The organism is Chitinimonas sp., assembly GCF_041904975.1.
In the GTDB taxonomy this organism is placed as follows: Bacteria; Pseudomonadota; Gammaproteobacteria; order Burkholderiales; family Chitinimonadaceae; genus Chitinimonas.
The window spans coordinates 21,988-42,562 of sequence record NZ_JAYRLZ010000004.1 but is presented as its reverse complement, the minus strand read 5'-3'; the positions used below and the strand labels follow the sequence as shown (position 1 = coordinate 42,562).

At 59.5% G+C, this 20,575-nt stretch carries 11 protein-coding genes; 5 read left to right on the top strand and 6 right to left on the bottom strand.

Going from position 1 to position 20,575, the window contains the following annotated elements; all coding sequences use genetic code 11:
* Positions 1-1,238, top strand: a 1,238-nt coding sequence (locus tag ACE3OH_RS00780) for a DNA polymerase (RefSeq protein ID WP_374347216.1), incomplete at its 5' end; no start/stop codon positions are given.
* Positions 1,239-1,576: 338 nt separating this feature from the next.
* Here the strand turns inward: ACE3OH_RS00780 and ACE3OH_RS00775 are convergent.
* From ACE3OH_RS00775 to ACE3OH_RS00760, 4 genes are all read right to left on the bottom strand, one after another.
* Positions 1,577-2,137 (bottom strand): hypothetical protein, encoded by a 561-nt coding sequence (locus tag ACE3OH_RS00775; RefSeq protein WP_374347213.1) that lies wholly within the window; start codon positions 2,135-2,137, stop codon positions 1,577-1,579.
* Between the two features lie 96 nt (positions 2,138-2,233).
* Positions 2,234-4,456: a hypothetical protein gene (locus ACE3OH_RS00770; protein WP_374347211.1), complete on the bottom strand. Its 2,223-nt coding sequence runs from the start codon at positions 4,454-4,456 to the stop codon at positions 2,234-2,236.
* Positions 4,457-4,576: 120 nt separating this feature from the next.
* Positions 4,577-5,791: a hypothetical protein gene (locus ACE3OH_RS00765; protein ID WP_374347209.1), complete on the bottom strand. Its 1,215-nt coding sequence runs from the start codon at positions 5,789-5,791 to the stop codon at positions 4,577-4,579.
* A gap of 341 nt (positions 5,792-6,132) precedes the next feature.
* Positions 6,133-6,354 (bottom strand): hypothetical protein, encoded by a 222-nt coding sequence (locus ACE3OH_RS00760; RefSeq protein ID WP_374347207.1) that lies wholly within the window; start codon positions 6,352-6,354, stop codon positions 6,133-6,135.
* 19 nt (positions 6,355-6,373) lie between these two features.
* On the opposite strand from ACE3OH_RS00760, the gene ACE3OH_RS00755 reads away from it, so the two are divergent.
* Positions 6,374-7,309 carry a glycosyltransferase family 2 protein gene (locus tag ACE3OH_RS00755; protein ID WP_374347205.1) on the top strand — a complete coding sequence of 312 codons (936 nt, stop codon included), beginning with the start codon at positions 6,374-6,376 and terminating at the stop codon, positions 7,307-7,309.
* Positions 7,310-7,431: 122 nt separating this feature from the next.
* A complete protein-coding gene (locus ACE3OH_RS00750; RefSeq protein WP_374347203.1) occupies positions 7,432-11,331 on the top strand; it encodes a glycosyltransferase in 3,900 nt (1,299 codons plus the stop codon).
* A gap of 39 nt (positions 11,332-11,370) precedes the next feature.
* Here ACE3OH_RS00750 and ACE3OH_RS00745 read toward each other — a convergent pair whose 3' ends face one another.
* Positions 11,371-12,342 (bottom strand): acyltransferase family protein, encoded by a 972-nt coding sequence (locus tag ACE3OH_RS00745; RefSeq protein WP_374347218.1) that lies wholly within the window; start codon positions 12,340-12,342, stop codon positions 11,371-11,373.
* A gap of 155 nt (positions 12,343-12,497) precedes the next feature.
* On the bottom strand, positions 12,498-15,815 hold the full coding sequence (locus ACE3OH_RS00740) for a glycosyltransferase (RefSeq protein ID WP_374347201.1): 3,318 nt from the start codon (positions 15,813-15,815) through the stop codon (positions 12,498-12,500).
* Between the two features lie 295 nt (positions 15,816-16,110).
* Between ACE3OH_RS00740 and ACE3OH_RS00735 the strand changes: the two genes are divergently transcribed.
* Both ACE3OH_RS00735 and ACE3OH_RS00730 read left to right on the top strand, forming a co-directional pair.
* Positions 16,111-18,192, top strand: a complete 2,082-nt coding sequence (locus ACE3OH_RS00735) for a glycosyltransferase (protein ID WP_374347199.1) — start codon at positions 16,111-16,113, stop codon at positions 18,190-18,192.
* A gap of 516 nt (positions 18,193-18,708) precedes the next feature.
* The gene (locus tag ACE3OH_RS00730) at positions 18,709-20,022 is read left to right on the top strand and encodes an MFS transporter (protein WP_374347197.1); all 1,314 of its coding nucleotides are present in this window, start codon (positions 18,709-18,711) and stop codon (positions 20,020-20,022) included.
* The last annotated feature ends 553 nt before the right edge of the window (positions 20,023-20,575 follow it).

Here is a 20,575-nt window from a genome sequence, read left to right as displayed (position 1 = left end):
AGGCCGAACCGCGCCTCGACAGCGTCTACCGTGATATCGAACTGCCCAGCCGTGAAGTGCTGTTCAAGATGGAAAGAACGGGCGTACTGATCGATAGCGCCATGCTGGCCCGACAAAGCCATGAACTTGGCACGGCCATGGTGCAGCTGGAACAGGAAGCCTACGCGCTGGCCGGCCAGCCATTCAATCTCGGCTCGCCCAAACAGATCGGCGAGATCCTGTTCGACAAGCTCAAGCTGCCGGTAAAAAAGAAGACACCCAAGGGCGCGCCCAGTACCGATGAAGATGTGCTGACCGAGCTGGCGCAAGACTTTCCGCTGCCGGCCAAGCTGCTGCAACACCGCAGCCTGTCCAAGCTCAAATCCACCTACACCGACAAACTGCCCTTGATGATCAACCCGCGTACCGGCCGGGTGCATACCAATTATGCCCAGGCAGTCGCAGTAACCGGCCGCCTGTCCAGCAACGACCCCAATCTGCAGAATATTCCGGTGCGTACCAGCGAGGGCCGGCGCATCCGTGAGGCCTTTATTGCCCCACCTGGCTACACCATCGTCAGCGCCGACTATTCGCAGATCGAGCTGCGCATCATGGCCCACCTCAGCGAAGACGCCGGCATGCTGGCCGCGTTTGCTACCGGCATCGATATCCATCGCGCCACCGCGGCCGAAGTATTCGGCAGCGCGCCCGATAGCGTTACCAGCGAGCAGCGCCGCTACGCCAAGGCGATCAACTTTGGCCTGATCTATGGCATGAGCGCCTTCGGCCTTGCCGCCCAGCTGGGTATCGAGCGCAGTGCTGCGCAGCAGTTTGTCGAGCGCTACTTCCAGCGCTATCCCGGCGTGGCTGACTATATGCAACGCACGCGGGAGCAGGCCAAGGCACAGGGCTATGTGGAAACCTGGTTCGGGCGACGCCTGTGGCTGCCGGAAATCAAATCCAGCAACCAGGGCCGCCGCGCCGGCGCCGAGCGAGCCGCCATCAACGCGCCGATGCAGGGCACCGCTGCCGATCTGATCAAGTTGGCGATGATCGCCGTACAAAACTGGCTGGAAAGCGAATCGCTCAAGAGTCGCCTGATCATGCAAGTGCACGATGAACTGGTTCTTGAAGTAGCCGATGCCGAGCTGGCAACGATCAAGGTGACCATACCCGCGCTGATGGCCGGTGTGGCACAACTCAGAGTCCCGCTACTGGCAGAACTGGGGGCCGGGCCCAACTGGGAGGCTGCGCACTGAATGCACCAGCAGAGGCACCACCATGCGGGTTGCCGCGAGACGCTACGAATTCGCGCTGGAGCCCTCAGTTTCACCGGGCTTTGGCGCCTCGCTTCAGAATTCAAGCAATTGTCGCCCGCTTTCGAAGCAAGTCACTTCTATTCTCAGCCTCTGCCTGCACCGGAACTCATCCCTGGCGTTTCACCAAGCTGCATACCCTGCCAATGACCGCGCAACAAAATGGTCGCGCTGCAAGAATAAATGCGCCTATCAATGCAATAGGAGCAGAGCGTGATAGACAATCATGCTCTGGGCGGTGATGGCATGCAGGAATTCAAATACCGTCAGATGCTGCCGGGCTATTGCTTGACGATCTTGCCATCGACGATCTTGGGCTTGCCAAATGCCGGCATGGCAGGGCGAATCAAGGGGTCGCGGAAATCACGCAGCCAGCGGCCAGAATCCGGGTCACGATGCCATTCATAATGCATCAATAATGGCTGCCGCTTTACACCGGAAACCACGGATTGCTCCAATTCCATTTCAAGAGATACAGAAAAAGTGGTATCGGTCTTGAAGCTGATGTCATACAGCTTGATCGACTTGACTGGAATTGCGCCGCGCCAGTAGCCGACATAGAAGTCTTCCTTTACTGCCTTGCGGGTATCCTCATTCTCCAGCGAGTAACACTTGCGCCACTCCCGACGAATATAGGCTTTCCAGAACTCCGTCACAGCCGCTTTGGCATTGGCATATTCCGGATGATTCACCACCTCTGGCGCCGGCGTTTCCCAACGCAGCATTTCATCAACCTTGCTATCGGCGACTTCGATCGCCGTGTCGTCTCGACGCAAGATGGAACATGAACACACCGTACCCAGCAATAAAGCCGAGCAGAGCAAGTGAGCCAAGACTTTCATACGACCTCATCAATTTCAGTATTGATTGTTTCAGCAAAAAAGCTCAACAGGGCAAAAACCCTGTTGAGCCTTGGACTGCCAAAGCAAGAATAAGTGCTAGTTCAGGAATTGCAATGGCGACGGATAGAACACATAGCGACTACCGCCAGATGCGGGTCCGGAAATACCATCAGTCAGGTAGCCGGCAAACAGATCCACCTTCGCATCCTTGAAGAATTGGACCGGAATACCACCACCTGCGGGAATTGCCGCAATCGAAGGAATGGTTGTATTCAAGGGAGCCGAAGCACCTGCAAACGCAATGCCATTTGCCAATGGCGCCCAACCCTTTTTCACGTCAAACAGCCACAGGGAGCCACTGATATTCGCTACCAGAATGGGCGTGCCGGTCGTACATTTGTCAGCGCCATCCGGAGTAATGTCTACCGCCAAAGCCGTGACATTCTGCTTGCTGGCATCGAAGCTTGCCGTTGCCTTAGCCGAGAGGGGCGTCAGTGTGGGCGAACAAGCGGTCACCAGCAGATTCTGGATGTCGGTCTTGTTGCTGCCGGACGAATCAGTAGCCAGGTAATGGACATACAAATCCTTGGTGTTATCCACACCAGCCACCGGCGTCAAGGCTTGGGCTGCCACCAGGGAGGTAGTACCTGTCACCTTCAACTGGGTCCATTTACTATCAGTAATCGGCGTGGTAGGTGCTGCAGCGCTGTTATCCACCAAGGCATAGACGATCGCACTGGCGTTATTGACACCAACAGAGAAATTCACCGTGCTTGCGCGGGTATTGCGATCAGCCGATGCCGAGCCCAAAACCGGCGTGCAACGTGCCAAACCAGTGGCACCACTGCACACGACCGGCGTAGTGCCGATTGCCGTGAAATTCTTGCCCACGCCACTCGCGCCGAAATCGACAGCATAGTAGTGAATGTAATAGCTTTCACCGGTACTTGCAGCGGTTGGAGCCGCAATCAAGGTAGTGAAACTGAATGGTGCCTTGTCTCCAGCAACCAATGTGCCGTTGCCCCATACGGCATTGCCAATCGCTGGCGGTGTTTTATTGGAGCTCAGAATCGCGTACACCTTGGCCAGCTGATCACTGGTAAGGCTAAAGCTGACCTGGGTACCATCAGCGCTAAACGAACCACCCGAAACAGTCAATACCGGAGCATTGGTCGGCGTTGCAGTATTCGGCACTTCAACCGTATCAACGACCGAGAATGCCGCCTGCGTTGTATCTGCCGTGTAGTAGTGCATGTAATAACGCTGCCCAGTTACGCGTGGCGATGACAATGCCAACGACAACTGCGGAGCTGCACTTACGCTACTTTGAGCCCAACCCGCAGGATTGGGATTTTGCGCCGAAGGAACAATGACCGGATTGGACGGGCTGGTATCAACGGTGGCATAAACAATACCGATTTTATCCAGCGTTACCGTGGCATTGACCGAAGCACCATTGGTGCTGAAGCTCGGGCTTGGCCGGGCCGTTACGACCGGCGCCGTCGTGACCGGCGTTACACCACCGGATAGCGGATCGCCACTGGCATCATACGCAAGCGACTCGTATTCGGCCTGAAACATCGATTTAATGGCACTACCACCAATATCGACTTCAATCGACGGTCCACCATAAACATCGACATACACCCAATCACCCTTTGGATTGGCTTGAGTCGCAGAAACCACATCAGTCGAACTGAGGATCTGTAAAACACCGCTTCCTTCTGCGCCCGAAATGATTTCATCGCCAGCAATCAGCTTCTGCATACGCGAGAAACCGTTTGAAGGAATAATCGGAAATCTGGTCGAAAAATCATTCAACTCCGCCACCGTAGGCTGGGTCGCACGTGTGCTCGGTGTTCCTTTACGCATCACAGCCACCATCGGGTAGCTTTGATAGGTGAACATCGGAATGGTCAGTGATACCGTTCCGGCGGGCAGCCAGAATTTGAAAGAGGTCGGAAGAACTGATTCACCCGAAGATGTTGCCCACTGAGCGCCAGAAAATCCGAGTGTATTCTTTGGCTGGAATGCCGTTGCAACGCAAATCTGGTTCCATTCGATCTGCATCGTGCAGCGAATTACCGTTCTCTGAGTAAGGTCTGCAGCAAGATAATTATTGGTATCACGCCAGCCCTTTGTGCTGATTGTGGCAATCTGCCCATTAAGCAGATAGGACTGTGTCTGCGCACGTGGAAAATAGGAATGAATCGATGGATAAATAAGATTTGGCTTGGCCATAGCCAGAGTAGATAGCAGCGCCAGGCCGCCAGCCATTACCGGTGTCGTGTGGCGCAAACTGAATATATTTTTCAACAAGATAATCTTCTCCTAAAAAAAAGAGGACTTTGCAGTCCTCTTGATTTCTTGGCTACACGGCAAGATGCGCCAATAACAACAACGCAACTTGCCGCATTGCCTCAACCAGTCTTAATCGACTTAGTTGCCAGTGTTGGATGGGTAGAACCATTCGAAGCTGCTTACGCCCGAACCGGTCACATTCCAAACCATTTGAGTCACAACTGCAGGTACGCCACCAGCGAACGACAGGTTAGCCCAACCAGCAGTGAAAGCACCGGTCGAAGCGTTGTTCAGCAGACCAGCAAATGCGTTGCCAGTGTTGTCGTTGTTTGCAGCGGCCGACAAGGTCAGGAAACCGACTTCGTCGAACTTAGGAGCAAACGTTGGCTGAGGTGGCGAGGTAACTTGACCAGGCTGGCTGATAGCTTGCTCAGCATTGTCACGAACTACAACAGCACCGACCACTGGAGCATCGGAGGTGTTGTTGAACGGGTACACGCCAACGCCAGCAGCGCCGCCACGAGTCGGGCATTGCAGAGCTGCATTGTCACACTCGTAGGTACGACGGGTCGGGAAGGTTACCGAAGCAATCGACAGACCTTGGGCGCTGTCGTATGGCAGAACCCAGTTGTTACCCCAGATCAGGGTTTCCAGCTGAGCCGTGGTGGTCAGCGAGGACGAACCAGCTTCGCTACCGAAGCCAGTGAACACTTGCGGGCTCAGACGGGCAACGTTGTCGTAGTTAGCGATAGCAGTCATCGGCAGGGCAGCAGCAACGCCAGTAGCGTTGAATACCATGCGAGCCTTACCCGACAGGATGTTCGGGGTGTTGGCTTCAACGAAGTAGCCAGCAGCCAGACCATCGTAAGCAGCCTTCACGGCAGTCTTGGCCAGAGGAGCAGCGCCAGCATTGAAAGCAGCAGCTTCGAACACACCAACGTAGCCAACGGTCTGGTTACGAGCAAACGGGAAAGTTACCGATTCGCCAACCTTCGGGAAGGTGCCATCCGACTTCAGCCAGGAGTCATCGGTCGAAACCACACCAACGCTGCCGCAAGTTGCGTTCAAGCAGGTGGTGTTACCGGTCCAGACGTCGCCCGGGCTCAGATAGATCAAGAAGTCAAGCAATTCAGCGGAAGTCTTTTGGTCGTAATAAACAACCTTAGCAACCGTGGACAGAGTGGTCGAAGTATTGACCACCTTGATTTCGGTATTCCAGCCCTGGCCTGCATTGAACACTGGTGCCAGCAGCAAATCCCCAGTATTACCGATCAGCTCTGTAACAGGTTGTGTGGGCCCTGCAAAAGCACTGGTGGCTGCCAGCAAACTGAGAGCAATAAGGCTCTTTTTCATGGACGCTTTCCTCTTGGTATAAGCAAAAAACAAGTTGAAGTATTACACTCCCAGCCGGCTTCTGATGGTGACCGAATTTGCCGCTGAGGCCCTGCTGGCGCGCCTTTGCAGACGCTGCTGACCCCATCGACTTACAACCACCATCAAGCTCACATGCGGGCCGACAGACTGACTATATCAGCACGATTTGGCCGTTGCAAGCAAGCTCCGCCACTGAATGCGAGGCCCACCGCACTTCCGAGAGGAATCGAACTCGCCTCTTCACCCTCATGATGCGGTCGTACGGCGCTAAGGTAGTTGTGTTGTCGTTCAATGGCAAATTACTCTTTATTGACGGCGCATTAATGCAACAGTCTGATGGCGGGCACATCTATCACCCCGCATATTTCAGTCTGCGAGGCAATTGCCAGCGCCGTATTTTCGGCTTTGCGAGCAATTGGTTTTTCGGCTTGAAAAATTGCGCAGGCCTTTGATTTTTCAGGATGGAAATGACCCTCCCCAACCGGATCGGCGCTGGAAAATTGGGCTGCAACAGCTTCGATGCTAGGATGGCCGGCTGCCAACTGCCACCAGGGTCATAGGATGCTCGGCGACTGTTGTATCGAAGTCTTGCTTGCCACATTCAATGGCGAACGCTATCTGCCTGCGTTCTTGACCTCGCTGGCCCAACAACGTCATGCCAACTGGATACTGCGAGCCCGTGACGACGGCTCGAACGATCGCACCCTGGCCATCCTGGCGGACTTTGCCCGGCAGTTCCCCGACCGGGTCAACATAGACCGCACGATGAAGCAGGGCTCACGCGGTGCTTGCCAGAATTTTGCGACCTTGCTGCGCAATTCAACCGGCAACTACATCGCGCTGGCTGATCAGGATGACGTCTGGTTGCCCGGCAAGCTCGCAGACAGCCTTGCATTGCTGAGGCAAGCTGAACAGCATGCACCAGGGATCCCCATGCTTGTTCATAGTGATCTGACCGTTGTCGACGAACAGCTGGGCCCTCTGTGTGAGTCGTTCTGGAAATACCAAGGCCTGCGCCCTACCCCGGAGGCACTGTCATTCCAACGGCTCCTGGTCGAAAACTGTCTGACCGGATGCACCATGTTGATGAATCGCGAACTGGTCGACCGCGTTGGTACTATTCCACCTTCTGCCATCATGCATGATTGGTGGATCGCTCTGGTTGCCAGTGCTTTCGGCCAGATTCACACGATTGGCACCCCCACCGTCCTGTATCGCCAGCATGCCGGCAACACGATCGGGGCCCAGCCCCTCCATTTGCGTCGCATGGCCTCATTGCTTCGGACCATGCGGCAGTCAGTAGCCCGCAAACAGGGACAAGCCGAACAGTTTCACCGGCAATTTGCCGACTGCTCCCCGACGTTTGCACCGGACGAAGCGGCTGCGTTTTATCGGCTGGCTAGCCTGCCGCCGCTTATACGGCAGGTCGCAGCCATGTCGAGGCGTTATAGAATGTCGGGCTTTTTGAAGACTATCGGCTTGTATTGCGCGCTATAGGCAGCCTCGCCATATAGCCGGCCAGCACGCTCGAGACAGCAGCCGAGCCACTCAGCACCAGCCCTATTTTCCGTTCACAGCGTCGGAATGGTCCGACCCAGGAAAGCATTCGCCATATCACCATGCAAGAACAAGAATTGATGCCCTACCACGCCATTGAATGCCTGGCCGACGGCCCCGCCCTGGTACTCGCCCCCCATCCCGATGACGAAGTATTCGGCTGCGGCGGCGCCATTGCCGCCCATCGTGCGGCCGGGCATGACGTCACCGTGGTACTGATTACCGATGGCGCACCGACCGACGATGCCGCAGAGCGCCAGGCGCTGGCGGATACCCGGCTGGCCGAGAGTACCGAGGCGGCACGGATACTGGGTTGTGACGCACCGATCTGCTGGCACTGGCGCGATCGCGCGGTGGAATACGGCGAGCGCCTGATTGGCCAGATCGCCGCGCAGATCAAGGCGAGTGGCGCCCGGATAGTGTATGCGCCCTCCCTGTTTGAATTTCATCCTGATCATCGCGCCGTCGCCCTGGCTGCCGTCGAGGCGGTGCGGCGCATGGGCGGTGAATTGCTGCTGGCGCAGTACGAAGTGGGCGCCCAGTTTCGCCCCAGCCATCTGCTCGACATCAGCGCACACCGCCAACGCAAGGCCGAGGCCATGCAGGCCTTCACCAGCCAGCTGGCACAGCAGCGTTATGACCAACATGTCAGCGCGCTGAACCAGCTGCGCACCTATACGCTGGATGCATCGGTAGAGGCGGCCGAGGGCTATATCGTACTCAGCGGCGAACAGCTGCAGAACGATCTTTACCAGGCATTCGGCCCGTATCGCCCGGCTGCCGTTCTTGATGGCACGGTGGTCTTGCCATCGCAACAACCCTTGGTCAGCGTACTGCTGCCGCAGCTTGGCGATGATGTGCTGGCACATACCCTTGCTGACCTCAGCCTGCAGAGCTACCGGCATATCGAAGTGCTTGTCGCAGGCGCCGCAAATTGCGCACTCCCCTCGGCAGGCGAGCACCTGCAGCTTGGCCACGTAACAGTGCCGGAGCCATGTAGTCAGGCCGATGCAGCCAACCGGCTGCTGCAGGCGGCAAAGGGCGATTGGCTGATGTATCTGGCCGACGGCCAGCGCCTGGCTCCGGACCATATCGCCAGGCTGCTACAGGCAGCGCTGCAGCAGCCCGACAGTGCCGGCTGCTATGCCGGCGCCCGCCTGATCGATAGCGAGGCCACCCTGGCGAGTTTCAATGAAGCGGTCAGCGCAGACGAGCTATGGCTCCGCCATCCACTGCCGCTACGCAGCCTGCTATTCAGCGCCCGCGCCGCCGCCAAATGTGCCTTTGACCAGCGCTTTGACGCTGCGCCCTGGCGCGACTTCACCATCCAGTTGCTGCAGCACGGCCAATTGCAGTTTGTCGAAGGCATCAGCGCCAGCTTCTGTGCCGGCACGGCTGACCATACCGATGACCAGGAATTGTTATTGCAAAAATGGCTGGCACCGCGTGCCGACGCGCTGGCCATTGTGGCCAGGACGCAGGCCGAGGATGCGAAGCGGCATGCCCTGCTGGCGCGCCCGCAACGCCCCGGCACGCTGGACCAGGCACTGGCAGCCCTGACAGGCGAAATGCAGCATCTGCATGCGCTGGTCTCAGCCAAGGATGTGCATATTGATAATCTGCAGGCGCAAGCCGCCCGTATCGATAGCGACACCCAGCGCTTAAGCACCTTACTGGACAGCAGCCACACCCTGTTGGCCGAGCGCGAGCAACGCTTGGCCGATCAACAAAGCACCATCGCAGCCTTGCAAGCCGCGCTAGACAGCGCAACCGCCCTTTCAAAGCTGCAGCAACGCGATATGAATGGCAGCCTGAGCCGGCAGCGCAGCGAACTGGCCAGCCTGCAGAGCCGCTACCAGGAGGCGACTGCCGAGCTGGCCGATTTACGCAGCCAGCACCACGACACCCAGGTGCATGTGCGCAATCTCGAGCATATCGTCCACCGCCTGCAGGCGGATCTGGACGCCATGACCCGCTCGCGCTCCTGGCAGCTGACCCGGCCATTGCGTGCCGTCATCAATCGCCTGCGCGCCGTCAAGCGCATGCTGGGCCTGGCACGGCGCGCCAGCGCCCGTGCCGGTGGCTGGACCCGGCTGGCTGGCAAGGTCTATCGCATTGCTCGCCTGGAAGGCATGGCCGGCATCCGCCGCCGCCTGGCACCGATGCCGGCTTCGCACGAGGAACTGGCCCTGCCGCCGGGCGACGCCAGCGAAGAGACCTTGTATGAGCGATGGATTCGCGATTACGACCAGCCCGGCCCGATCGAGCTCAAGGCCTTCCAGCAGGAGATGGCCGGCTGGTCGTCGCCACCGCTGATTTCCATCCTGATGCCGGTATTCAATACACCGGATATCTGGCTGAGCCGCGCCATCGATTCGGTGCTGGCGCAGCATTATCCGCACTGGGAATTGTGCATTGCCGACGATGCCTCGACCCAGCCCCATGTCGCCAGCCTGCTGGCGCGCTATGCCAGCCAGGACAGCCGCATCAAGGTGATTCACCGCAGCGACAACGGTCATATTTCCGCCGCATCCAACTCGGCGCTAGCCAGCGCCAGCGGCGACTATATTGCCCTGCTCGACCATGACGACGAGCTGCCGGCCCATGCGTTATTCCTGTTCGCCCGCGAAATCATCGCCCATCCCGATGCCGATGTGCTGTACAGCGATGAGGACAAGATCGGCGAGGATGGCCGCCGCTTCGATCCGCATTTCAAGCCGGACTGGAACCCCGATCTGTTTCTTGCCTACAACTTCATCAGCCATCTCGGCGTGTACCGCCATAGCCTGATCAAGGAGATTGGCGGCTTCCGCCAAGGCTTCGAGGGCGCCCAGGACTACGACCTCGCCTTGCGCGCCATCGAGCGCACCACACCGGCGCGCATCCGCCATATTCCGCATATCGCCTATCACTGGCGGGTGATACCGGGCAGCACCGCCGCCGGTCACGGCGAAAAGCCCTATGCCTACTACGCCGCCAAGCGCGCCATCGAAGAGCATCTGAGCCGTAGCGGCATGCAGGCCGAAGTCGACGAGGCAACACCAGGATCCGGCTACTTCCGCGTACGCCGGGCGCTGCCCAAGCCGGCACCGGCCGTCACCATCATCATTCCGACCCGCGATGGCTTTGATCTGCTCAGCAAATGCATCGACAGCATCACCGAAAAGACCACCTACCCCGACTACCGCATCCTGGTGATCGACAATGGCAGCACCGATCCACGGGTGCTGAACTATCTGAGCGACAAGGCAGCTGCTGGGCGCCTGACGGTGCTGCGCGATGAGCGACCATTCAACTACTCGGCACTGAACAATGCGGCAGTCAAACTGGCTGATACCCCCTTGCTGTGCTTTATGAACAACGATATCGAGGTGATCAGCCCCGACTGGCTGGACGAGCTGGTCAGCCATGCGCAGCGCCCCGAGGTCGGCATTGTCGGCTGCAAGTTGCTCTACCCGAACAATACCAACCAGCACGGCGGCGTCATTCTTGGCGTCGGCGGCGTGGCCGGCCATGCCCACCATGCGCTGCCACGCGAGGCGCCCGGCTATTTCAGCCGCAATCAGGTATGCCAGAACTACTCGGCCGTCACTGCCGCCTGCTCGCTGGTACGCAAGGCCATCTTCGACGAAGTGGGCGGCTTCAATGAGCAGGCCCTGGCGGTGGCCTTCAACGATGTCGACCTGTGCCTGAAAGTGCAGGCCGCCGGCTATTTCAATGTGTGGACGCCGTTTGCGCTGCTGTATCACCACGAATCGGCATCGCGCGGCTTTGAAGATACGCCGGAGAAGCAGGCGCGCTTTGCCAAGGAAATCGACTATATGCTGCAAAGCTGGGCCGATATCCTGCAGGCCGACCCGGCTTACAACCCGAATCTGTCACTGGTCAACCAGGACTATGTACTGGCTTTCCCGCCGCGCCGCTTGCCACACACCGCGCCGACCATCACCACATCCGGCTGATGCCTTGCACTGGAGCGGCCCCGGCCGCTCCAGTCTGCACTACTTGAGACGATCGGCAATCCGTTTGCCCAAGGCAATGCCAGGCCGTTCCACCAACGCATACGACACGATCGACACCAGCAAGGTCAGCGCCAGGCCGAGCAGTGCGCCGGAGAAACCCTCTACCTGACGGACATGACGCACGTACAGCAAAATAGGGAAATGACACAAATAAATCGAGTAGGAAATTTCAGAAATGAAATGCGCCGGCCGGAATTGCCATGGTGGGCAAGCGATGGCAACAATGAATAATGCCGACAGCGCAATTCCGGTGAAGAAAATAGGATTCATGATGGCGAAATAATACGGCCGCAGCACAAACATCAGCATCGCCAGACAGCACATCCCGACCGGATTGAAGGTCTTCAGCCATTCACGCTGCTGATAGATATACGCCCCATACACAAAGAAGCACAGCTGGCCAAGGAAATTGTTTTCCAGAAACAGGAAATGCATGCCTTGATCTTTGGCGATACTCGGAAACACAAAGTCGAACACGCCTTTGCCTGCACCATACACATAGGCAGTCGACAGCAGCGTGGCAGCCACCACCACCTTGAAGTCGATACGCTTGAACAGCAGCAGCAGTAGCGGCAACAAGGCGTACCAGAGCACTTCCACCGTCAGGGTCCAGGTGACATGCAGCACATCCATGCCCTTGAGCGCTTCCGGAAACAGATGCTGCAGCAACACCATATTGCTGATGAAATGCCATGGCTTTGCCGAAATGCTGGCCAGCGTCAGCGCACCGACATAGACCCCGATGCCGACAAAGAACAACCAATACGCCGGGAAGATACGGAAGCAGCGATGGACAATATACTGGCGGATATTGTATTTGATGGCACTGGCAGATATCAGATAGCCGCTGATCAAAAAAAACATTTGCGGGCCAAACTGACCACCATAGTCACCGAAAAACGGCACAGCGCCGCCAAACGTCACCTGGGCGTGATGAATGAATACCGCCATCACGGCAAGACAGCGCAGCAAATCAATATTATTTTGCCCGGACCGGGTAAAAAACATGCCATACCTCACAAATCAAAATCATAAGAAACAAAGCAGATTATCCTGCAAACCAGCCATTGCACTGACAACGCTTTATTGCAGTACAAGGCCGAAGATCAATGCCTGAGCTGCCGTGGCGGCCACGCCAGGGAATAAGGGTCGCCAGTCAAGGTCAGATTGGGGTTGTAGGCCGGGTCATTGTTCAGCAAATTGCCCCAGCGCGCTTTCATGAAGTCGACCTCACGGCTAAAGCGCGCCTGCTTGGCTGGCGTGTCTTCATGGCCACGGCTCTTGGATTCATGGTGATACAGCTCGGCAAATGGCGTCCACAGATTGCGGTAGCCGGCGCGCTGCACGCGCAGGCAGAAGTCGACATCATTGAATGCCACCGCCAGGTCTTCGTCCAGGCCGCCCACCTCGTCGTAGATGGCCTTGCGGATCACCAGGCAGGCAGCAGTGACCGCCGACAGATTCTGGGTGACCACGGCGCGGCCAAAATAGCCGCCATGGCCCTTGAGCAGATTGACATGGGCGTGCCCGGCCACACCGCGGATCAGCAATACGCCGCCATGCTGCAAGGTATCGTCCGGATACCACAGCCGTGCCCCCACCGCGCCGATGCCGGGGCGCAGCGCCTGCGCCACCATCTCGCTCAGCCAGTCAGCATTGATCGCCTCGATATCGTTATTGAGTAGGCAGATCAGCTCGCCGCGCGCCTGCCTGGCGGCGCCGTTGTTCAGCGCCGAGTAGTTGAACGGGCCATCGTCGCGCAACACGCGGTAGCCCGGCTCGCTGGCCAGCTGCGCCATATAGGCCAGCGTTTCGGCATCGTCGCTGCCGTTGTCGATGATGAGGATTTCCCGGTTCGGGTAATCGGTCGCCTTCAGGCTGTCGATACAGGGACGCAACACATCGAGGCCATTGCGGGTCGGGATGATGATGCTGACCAGCGGCGGCTGGGACGGCAAGGCATAGCGGATGCGGTGGAAGGTGGCATTCTCTGCCACCGGCTCCATTTGCGCGCTGATGCCGGTACGCGCCAGATGCTCTTCCAGGGCGCGGCGGCCGGCATTGCTGGCATAGGGCTTGGCTTCGGCGCCCGATGCGGTGCTGTTTGCCAGGGTGCGCCAGTGATAAAGCACGCGCGGAATATGGGCAATCTGCCTGGGCGAGAGACGCTCGATGCAGCGCAGCGCCAGATCGTAATCCTGCGAGCCTTCCAGGCCGATACGAAAGCCGCCGATATCACGCAGCAAGCTGCTGCGATACACGCCCAGATGCGAAATCATGTTCTGCGACAGGAATAGATCAGGGTTCCAGTCCGGCTTGAAATAAGGGTGATGGCGCACGCCGGCTTCATCGACCTTGTCCTCGTCCGAATAGATCAAGCCCAGCTCCGGGTCGCGATTGAGCTCCTTGGCCACCCAGTACAGCGCTTGCGGTGATAACTCGTCGTCATGGTCGAGCAGGGCGACAAATTCGCCCTGTACCAGCTCCAGCGCCGAATTCGATGCCGCCGAGATATGGCCGTTCTGCTGCCGGAACGCCACCTGGATGCGCGAGTCGCGCTGCATATAGTCGCGCAGGACTTTTGCCACCTCCGGGTCGGTGGAGGCATCGTCGGCGATGCATAGCTGCCAGTTGCCATAGGTCTGGGCGCGCACGCTGTCGATGGCGCGGGCCAGCCAGTGCACCGGCGGGTTCCATACCGGCACCAGCACCGAAATCAGCGGCTGGTAGGCCAGCGCTGCCGCCGCCTCGCGCTGCGCATCGAGCAGCGATTCGCTATCCGGATAGTAGCGGCGCAGCCAGCGCTGGTAATCATCCACCTCTTGCTGCAAGGGCAGCCACTTCAGCGCCAAGAGGCCGAAGGCACGCGCCGCTGCCTCGCTCGACACGGTAACCTGGTTACGGCGCTGCGCCTCTACCAGCAGGGGCTGGCGCACCGCCAAGTCGCAGGCATGCTTATGGCGGAAGCGGTTGGCATAGCGCGCATCGGCATCGTGTTTAGCCGGCGAGCGCAAGGTGAGCAGATTGCCGGCCACCCCGGCCTTGAAACCCTGTTTGATGGCGCGAAAGCTGAAATCCGCGCCCTGCATGGCCCAGCCATCGAACTGCGCCTCATCGAACGGCGTGGCCTGCCACACCGCGCGCCGCACTGCCAGCCAACGCTCATCCAGCAGCTCGATATCGGGCGCAATCGGCCGGTCCAGATTGAATACGGTCATGCGGATAGCACCGGTATCGGTCTGATCGGCCACCATGCCGCGCAAATAAGCCTGCCCGCCCAACTCCCAGTCCGGATTCTGCAAGCGGGTGCTGCCGGCCACGCCGAGCAGGTCGAACTGCTGCAGCTGTGCCAGCACAATGCCCAGCATATCGGCGCTAAGCACCGACACGCCTTCATGGCTATAGATCAGCAGCTCGCCCCTGCTGGCTGCACTGCCACGGTTGTATGCCTCGCTGAGCGAGCCGGCATCATCGATCAGCAGGATTTCATGCGGGTGTTCGCCCAGCAATGCGGTGTAGGCCGCCTTGGCCTGCGCGCCCCATTCGGCACTGCGGCAAGCGAGGATCACCGACACCATGGGCTGACCATCAGCCGGCGCAATGGCTGCCGGCGCCGCATCGACCGGACTGGCCTCGGCCAATTGCGCCAGTGCCGCCAGCCTCGCCTGCACGCTGGGTTGATGATCGGGGTTGATCGCCAGCGCCTGGTACCAGTCGTCCAGCGCCGCTTCGATCTGACCGCAGGCCGCCGATGCCGCCCCATGCACCGACCACCAGGCCGCATCGGCAGGCGGGGTGATACGGTCGAGCAGGCGCAGCGCTTGTGCCGGCTGCCCCAGCGCGTTCAGAGTCTGCGCCAGGCCGATGACCGCATCGGCGTGTTCGGGCGACAGCGCCAGTGCGCGCTCGAACGAGGCTTGCGCCGCCGCCAGATTGCCGCTTTGCAGCAGGCATTCGCCGCGCCGGCTATGGGCCAGCGGCAAATCGGGTTGCGCCGCCAGCAGGCGATCGAACACGCCAACCGCCTCCAGATGCCGGCCCAGGCGCCCGAGCAAGGCGGCCAGCGCGCAGGAAGCATCGAGATCTGCTGGCTTGAGGGCCAGCACATGTTGCAAAGCAAAACAGGCTTCACTATGGCGCTGCAGCTTTTGCAGCACGGTGCAGCGCTCCAGCCACAGCTGGACCTGTTCATCGACAGTCAGCGCAGACAGATCGCGTGCACACAGCGCTTGGTAATGAGCATTGAGCCCCAGAACAGTTTGCAGGCCTTGGTAGTACGGCGCCCCATCGGGATTGCGGCGGGCGGATTCCTCCAGCATTGCCATCTGCGCGCTCTGGCCGGACAGCTCGACACCCAATGCAACGAGCGGCGGCAAATCGGCATGCTGCCGTGCAATCGACAACATTTGGCGGTGCATATCCATGAAGCGGGCCTGCAAAAAAGTAAACAGCGGATTTTGCCCAAGCTGGCCGCACAAATCGAGGCTTGTTTTTGCGCCGCACTGACTTGGCTTGACCATCTCGCCCAGTGGACACCGCCTTGGCGCCGGCTGCTATCGATTTCTTCACAGTTTCGCCATGCAGTATTGCTGGCTGCCTGCACATAAACAGGCATTGGTATCGCCGGCACAACACGCGATAATCGCCCCCTTTATCGACGGCGCCCGGCGCGGGCTTGGCCGCCTTGAATACACCCTGATGGAAAGCAGCTCAGTACCCATGCAATCAACTACACGTCTCGCTCACGGCCCCGCCCTGGTATTTGCCACACACGGCGGCGATGAAACCCTGGGCTGCGGCGGCGCCATCCTGTCGCATCTGGCGCGCCAAGAACCGGTCGCCCTGGTCTGCCTCGGTCAGCCACACAGCGCCGCTTCGCCTTTGGCCTTCAGCCAGCGCAGCGACTGGCAGCTGGGCGGCGGGCAGCTGGAGTACGGCGAGGCCTTGATCGAGCGCATTGGTGCCGAGCTGGCCGCGCAATCTATTGCCATTGTCTATGCCCCGTCGGCCAGCGAGCCCGATGCCGCGCGGCGCAGCGTGGCGCTGGCAGTGATGGAGGCCGTGCGGCGCCATGGTGGCGACATCCAGCTTGCCCAATATGAAATTGCCGCCGCCAGCGCGGCCAATCTGCTGCTGGATATCAGCAATGCGCTGCCAGCCAAGCAGGCGGCCTGCCAGCCAATGAGCGCCGATGCCACGCTGGCGCGGCAAGTGGAGCAGACCGCAGCACTCAATCGCTACCGGGCGCTGACCCTGCCGGCACCCGCAACAGCGGCCGAAGCCTATAGCGTGCACACCGCATCAACACTGAGTGCCGCCATCGCCCTGCACGCCGCACGATTGGATGCGCCGGCACACCCTTCCGCCCTGCCGCTGGTAAGCGTGCTGATACGCAGCGCCGACCGCGCAACGCTGGGCGAAGCGCTCGATTCGGTGGCGGCGCAGACTTATCCGCATATTGAAATCGTGCTGGTCAATGTCACCGGTGGTGCCCATAGCCCGCTGCCAACCAGCCATGGCCGCTTCCCGATCCGCCTGGTGGAAACCGGCCAGCCGCTGACCCGGCCCAAGGCCGCCAATGCCGCCATCGACCATGCCCAAGGCGACTGGCTGATCTTCCTGGATGACGACGACTGGCTGGAGCCCGACCATATCGCCAAGCTGGTAAAGGGCTGCCAGCAGCAGCCGGCGGTGCTGGCCAGCTATACCGGCGTGCGTGCCGTCGGCCCGAACAAGGAAGCCAAGGATGAGGTGTGGGATCAAGCCTATGACTCGGCCCAACTCTTCCTGAGCAACTTCCTGCCCATCCACGCCGTGCTGTTTTCCAGCCGCATCAAGCAACTGGGCTGCCGCTTCGATGCCGAGCGCCCGCTGTATGAAGACTGGGACTTCTGGCTGCAGCTATCGCGCCATGGCGACTTCCGCCATATTCCCGGTGTGTCGGCAGTGTATCGGCTCAACCCGGCCATCGGCTCGGGTGCCCATGAAATCGAAACCCGCCGCAGCGATGCCATGCTCAGCCTGCTGCGCCAGTGGTTGCCGCGCGCCAGCAATGAGGAGCTGGCGCGGTTTTCCGATGAATATATGCGCGGCCGCTATGCCGGCCGGCTGGAGGAAAGCCTGGCCAGCGTCGATGCCCACCGCCAGCAGCTGGTACAGGGCATTGCCCAGGCGCAGCAGCAGCTACAGCTGGTGCAGCAGACTGCCGACTTGAGCGCCCAGCGCGCCGACCTGCTGGCCGAAGCGGCCAAGGTACACGAGCATCACGTCAACATTCTCAACCAGACGGTGGCGGAACGCAGCCAGGCGGTCCAGACCATGCAGGGCACCGTCGCCACCCTGCAGCCGCTGATCGACAATCTGCAGCAGCAACTGGCCGCCGCCTGCGAGCAAAAAGATGGGCAGATCCGCAATCTGCAGCTGATCCTGCATTCGAGCATCAGCGAAAAGGATTCGGTGATCGCCAATCTGCAAGATGAAATGCACCGGCAGATTCTCGGCAAGGATGCCTCGATCAGCCATCTGCAGGGCGATATCCAGCAGCTGCAGCTGGAAACGGCGCGAATGGCCGCCATCATCCACCAGCAGCATCTGCAACTGGAAGAGCGCCAGCAGCGCGTCAATGAGCAGCTGGCCACCATCCACCACCAGAACCTGCGCATCGAGGACCTCAACGGCCGCGCCAATGGCCTGCAAGCCGCGCTGGACGCCGAACGCCATGCCCATGCAGTACTGCAGGGCTCGCTATCCTGGCGCATCACCAAGCCACTGCGCTGGCTGTCGCGCAAGCTGCGTGGCTAAGTTTGCTGAACGCCAAAACCCCACACCTTGAACCACAGAGGGCACAGAGGGAGCACGGAGAAAAGCCAGAGATGGGCGGGCCGCCCTCGCCTTTCCTGACCTTGCTGCAAACGCATGGCAGGCAAGAAACACGACGCCCCGGCCGCATGAGCGAACCGGGGCGTTGTGGCCTTGGCAGCCCGGATGGAGCCGCAAGCGCAATCCGGGTTCTGCATCCGCAGGGCACAAGGCCAGGCTGCGGTTGTTTTCAAGGCAAAACCGTACACCTTGAACCACAGAGGGCACAGAGAACACAGAGGGGGCGCGGAGAAGGGCGAGAGATGAGCGGACCGCCCTCGCCTTTTCTGGCTTTGCTGCAAACTCCCGACAGGCAGGTAGGGAGGGTCCCCGAAGGGAACCCGCGCCGAATTCGATTTTCGCCTGCGTTTCCGCGCGGTTTGATGAAGCCAACCCGCCCTGCAGGATTTCAAGCATTCCGATCGATCAATTGCGTTGCTTCACGGAAAAACCGACCCATTGAAAACATTTTTCAGCCTCCCTGCGCCATTCCGGCGTTTTCTGGTAGCCGACTCACTTATCCTGATGTCGACGTCGGTAGCTCAAGTCGTATTGCCCTGGCTGATTGCCTTGAATGGCGGAGCGCGCGATCTTGCTGTTTTCGCATCGGCTGTCGCGCTAATGACCTTTATTGCCATGCCAGCCCTATCGCCACTGGGCGATCGCCTGCCCAAGCAACAACTGGTTATGTTCGGCTTGCTGCTTTACACAATTGAGTCGCTAGTCATTGCGCTACTCGCAACGATTGACCACTACAACATTGCCTTACTGGTCGTGCTCGAGATGGGTGGTGTTGCCTGCTATTCGCTTGTCGCCCCGATCATGTCAAATGCTCCGGCTGATTTGCTTGAGCCGAACACGCTGACACACGCTGTCAGCCTGCAAAAAGGCATTCAATCGCTTGGCCGCCTTGTCGGCCCCGTTGTTGCAGGAGCGGTTATTGCGACATTCGGCAGCAAGGCGGCGCTGTGGCTTCACGCCATATTGCCGCTTGTTGCCATTGCATTTACCCGCAACATTGGCCTGTCCCGATCAGCCAGCAGCACGGCCACTACTCGCCCGCTGCATCGTTGGAAAACCGATCTTATGCGCGGCGCCAAGGCCGTGTGGACCGTGCATATCGAGCGCTATTGGTCCTTAATCAATTTCGTTTCATGGCTTTTTGCCGCGCCCGCGGTGGGCATGCTGGTACCGTTGAAGGTGCATGCCCTCGGGCTCTCTGGTGCTTGGCTCGCCAGTTGTGAGGCTGGCTTGGCTGTAGGTATTCTTGCTGGTTCGTTCTATCTATCCGCAAAGATAATCGCCTGCTGCGGCAGGTATGCCGCTCGAATTGCATCGGGGCTGGCACTGGGACTGTCTTTGGCCGTGGCCGGACTGGCTCAGTCACCCTGGCTGCTGCTTATTGCCTTTGTTGCTTGCGGTCTGGCAAATGCCACGCTATTGCTCGTTGGACTTACGCATCGCATGCTGGCGCGCCCGAAAGCCTTCCGTACACGCATGTCCGGCGCCACGATGACGCTGAATCAGATCGCAGCTGCTGCCGGCCCCGCGCTCGCGGGTCTGGCACTGACACATTGGTCGGTCAACGAAGTCTATGCTGCCTTTGGCGTGCTGACCGCGATAGCAAGCAGCCTGATCATCCTGATAAAGGGTTTCAAACACTTCGTGAACCTTGACCACGAGAGCGTGGATGGATGGTATGGCCGTCAATATCCCGACGTGTTCAGCGAGGAGAATGAGCCAACACAAAGCAAGGTAGCCACACCTGCCTGATGAAAAGAACCACATTCGACGCGCGTTCGCGCAGCGCTATTGCCTTTGTTGCGATAGCCGCCTTGCTCCCATCCAAGGCGGTAAGGTGCGATCCTCGACAAGGTGAAAGCGAAGTGAAGCGCATTGCGCCGATTGAACGATGTCGGCCTTATGCGCCTGCGGCGCGAATGATTTGGAGCGGGTCCCGGCCCGCAGCCGGGGTACTTTCTTTTGCTTCGCCAAAAGAAAGTACCGAAAGAAAAGGCGACCCGACGGCCTCGCCCGGCTTTGCCGGGTTCCCTACGCTCCTCGCCACTTGCGGCCGTGGCCGAACTCGCCCGCTGCGCGGGCTCAGACATGCGGCCCCGGACTGCCCCGCAAGCCGCTGCGGTGCTCGGCGAGAACCGACGGGAATGGGGCGCCGTAGCTAGCCTTGGCAGCCTGGATGGAGCCGCAGGCGCAATCCGGGGGCGGGCTTTTTAAGACAGGGCGGCAGCAGCCAGGTAGGGCGGGGCCCCGAAGGGAACCCGCGCGGAATTCGATTATCGCCTGCGATTCCGCGCGGATTGAAGAA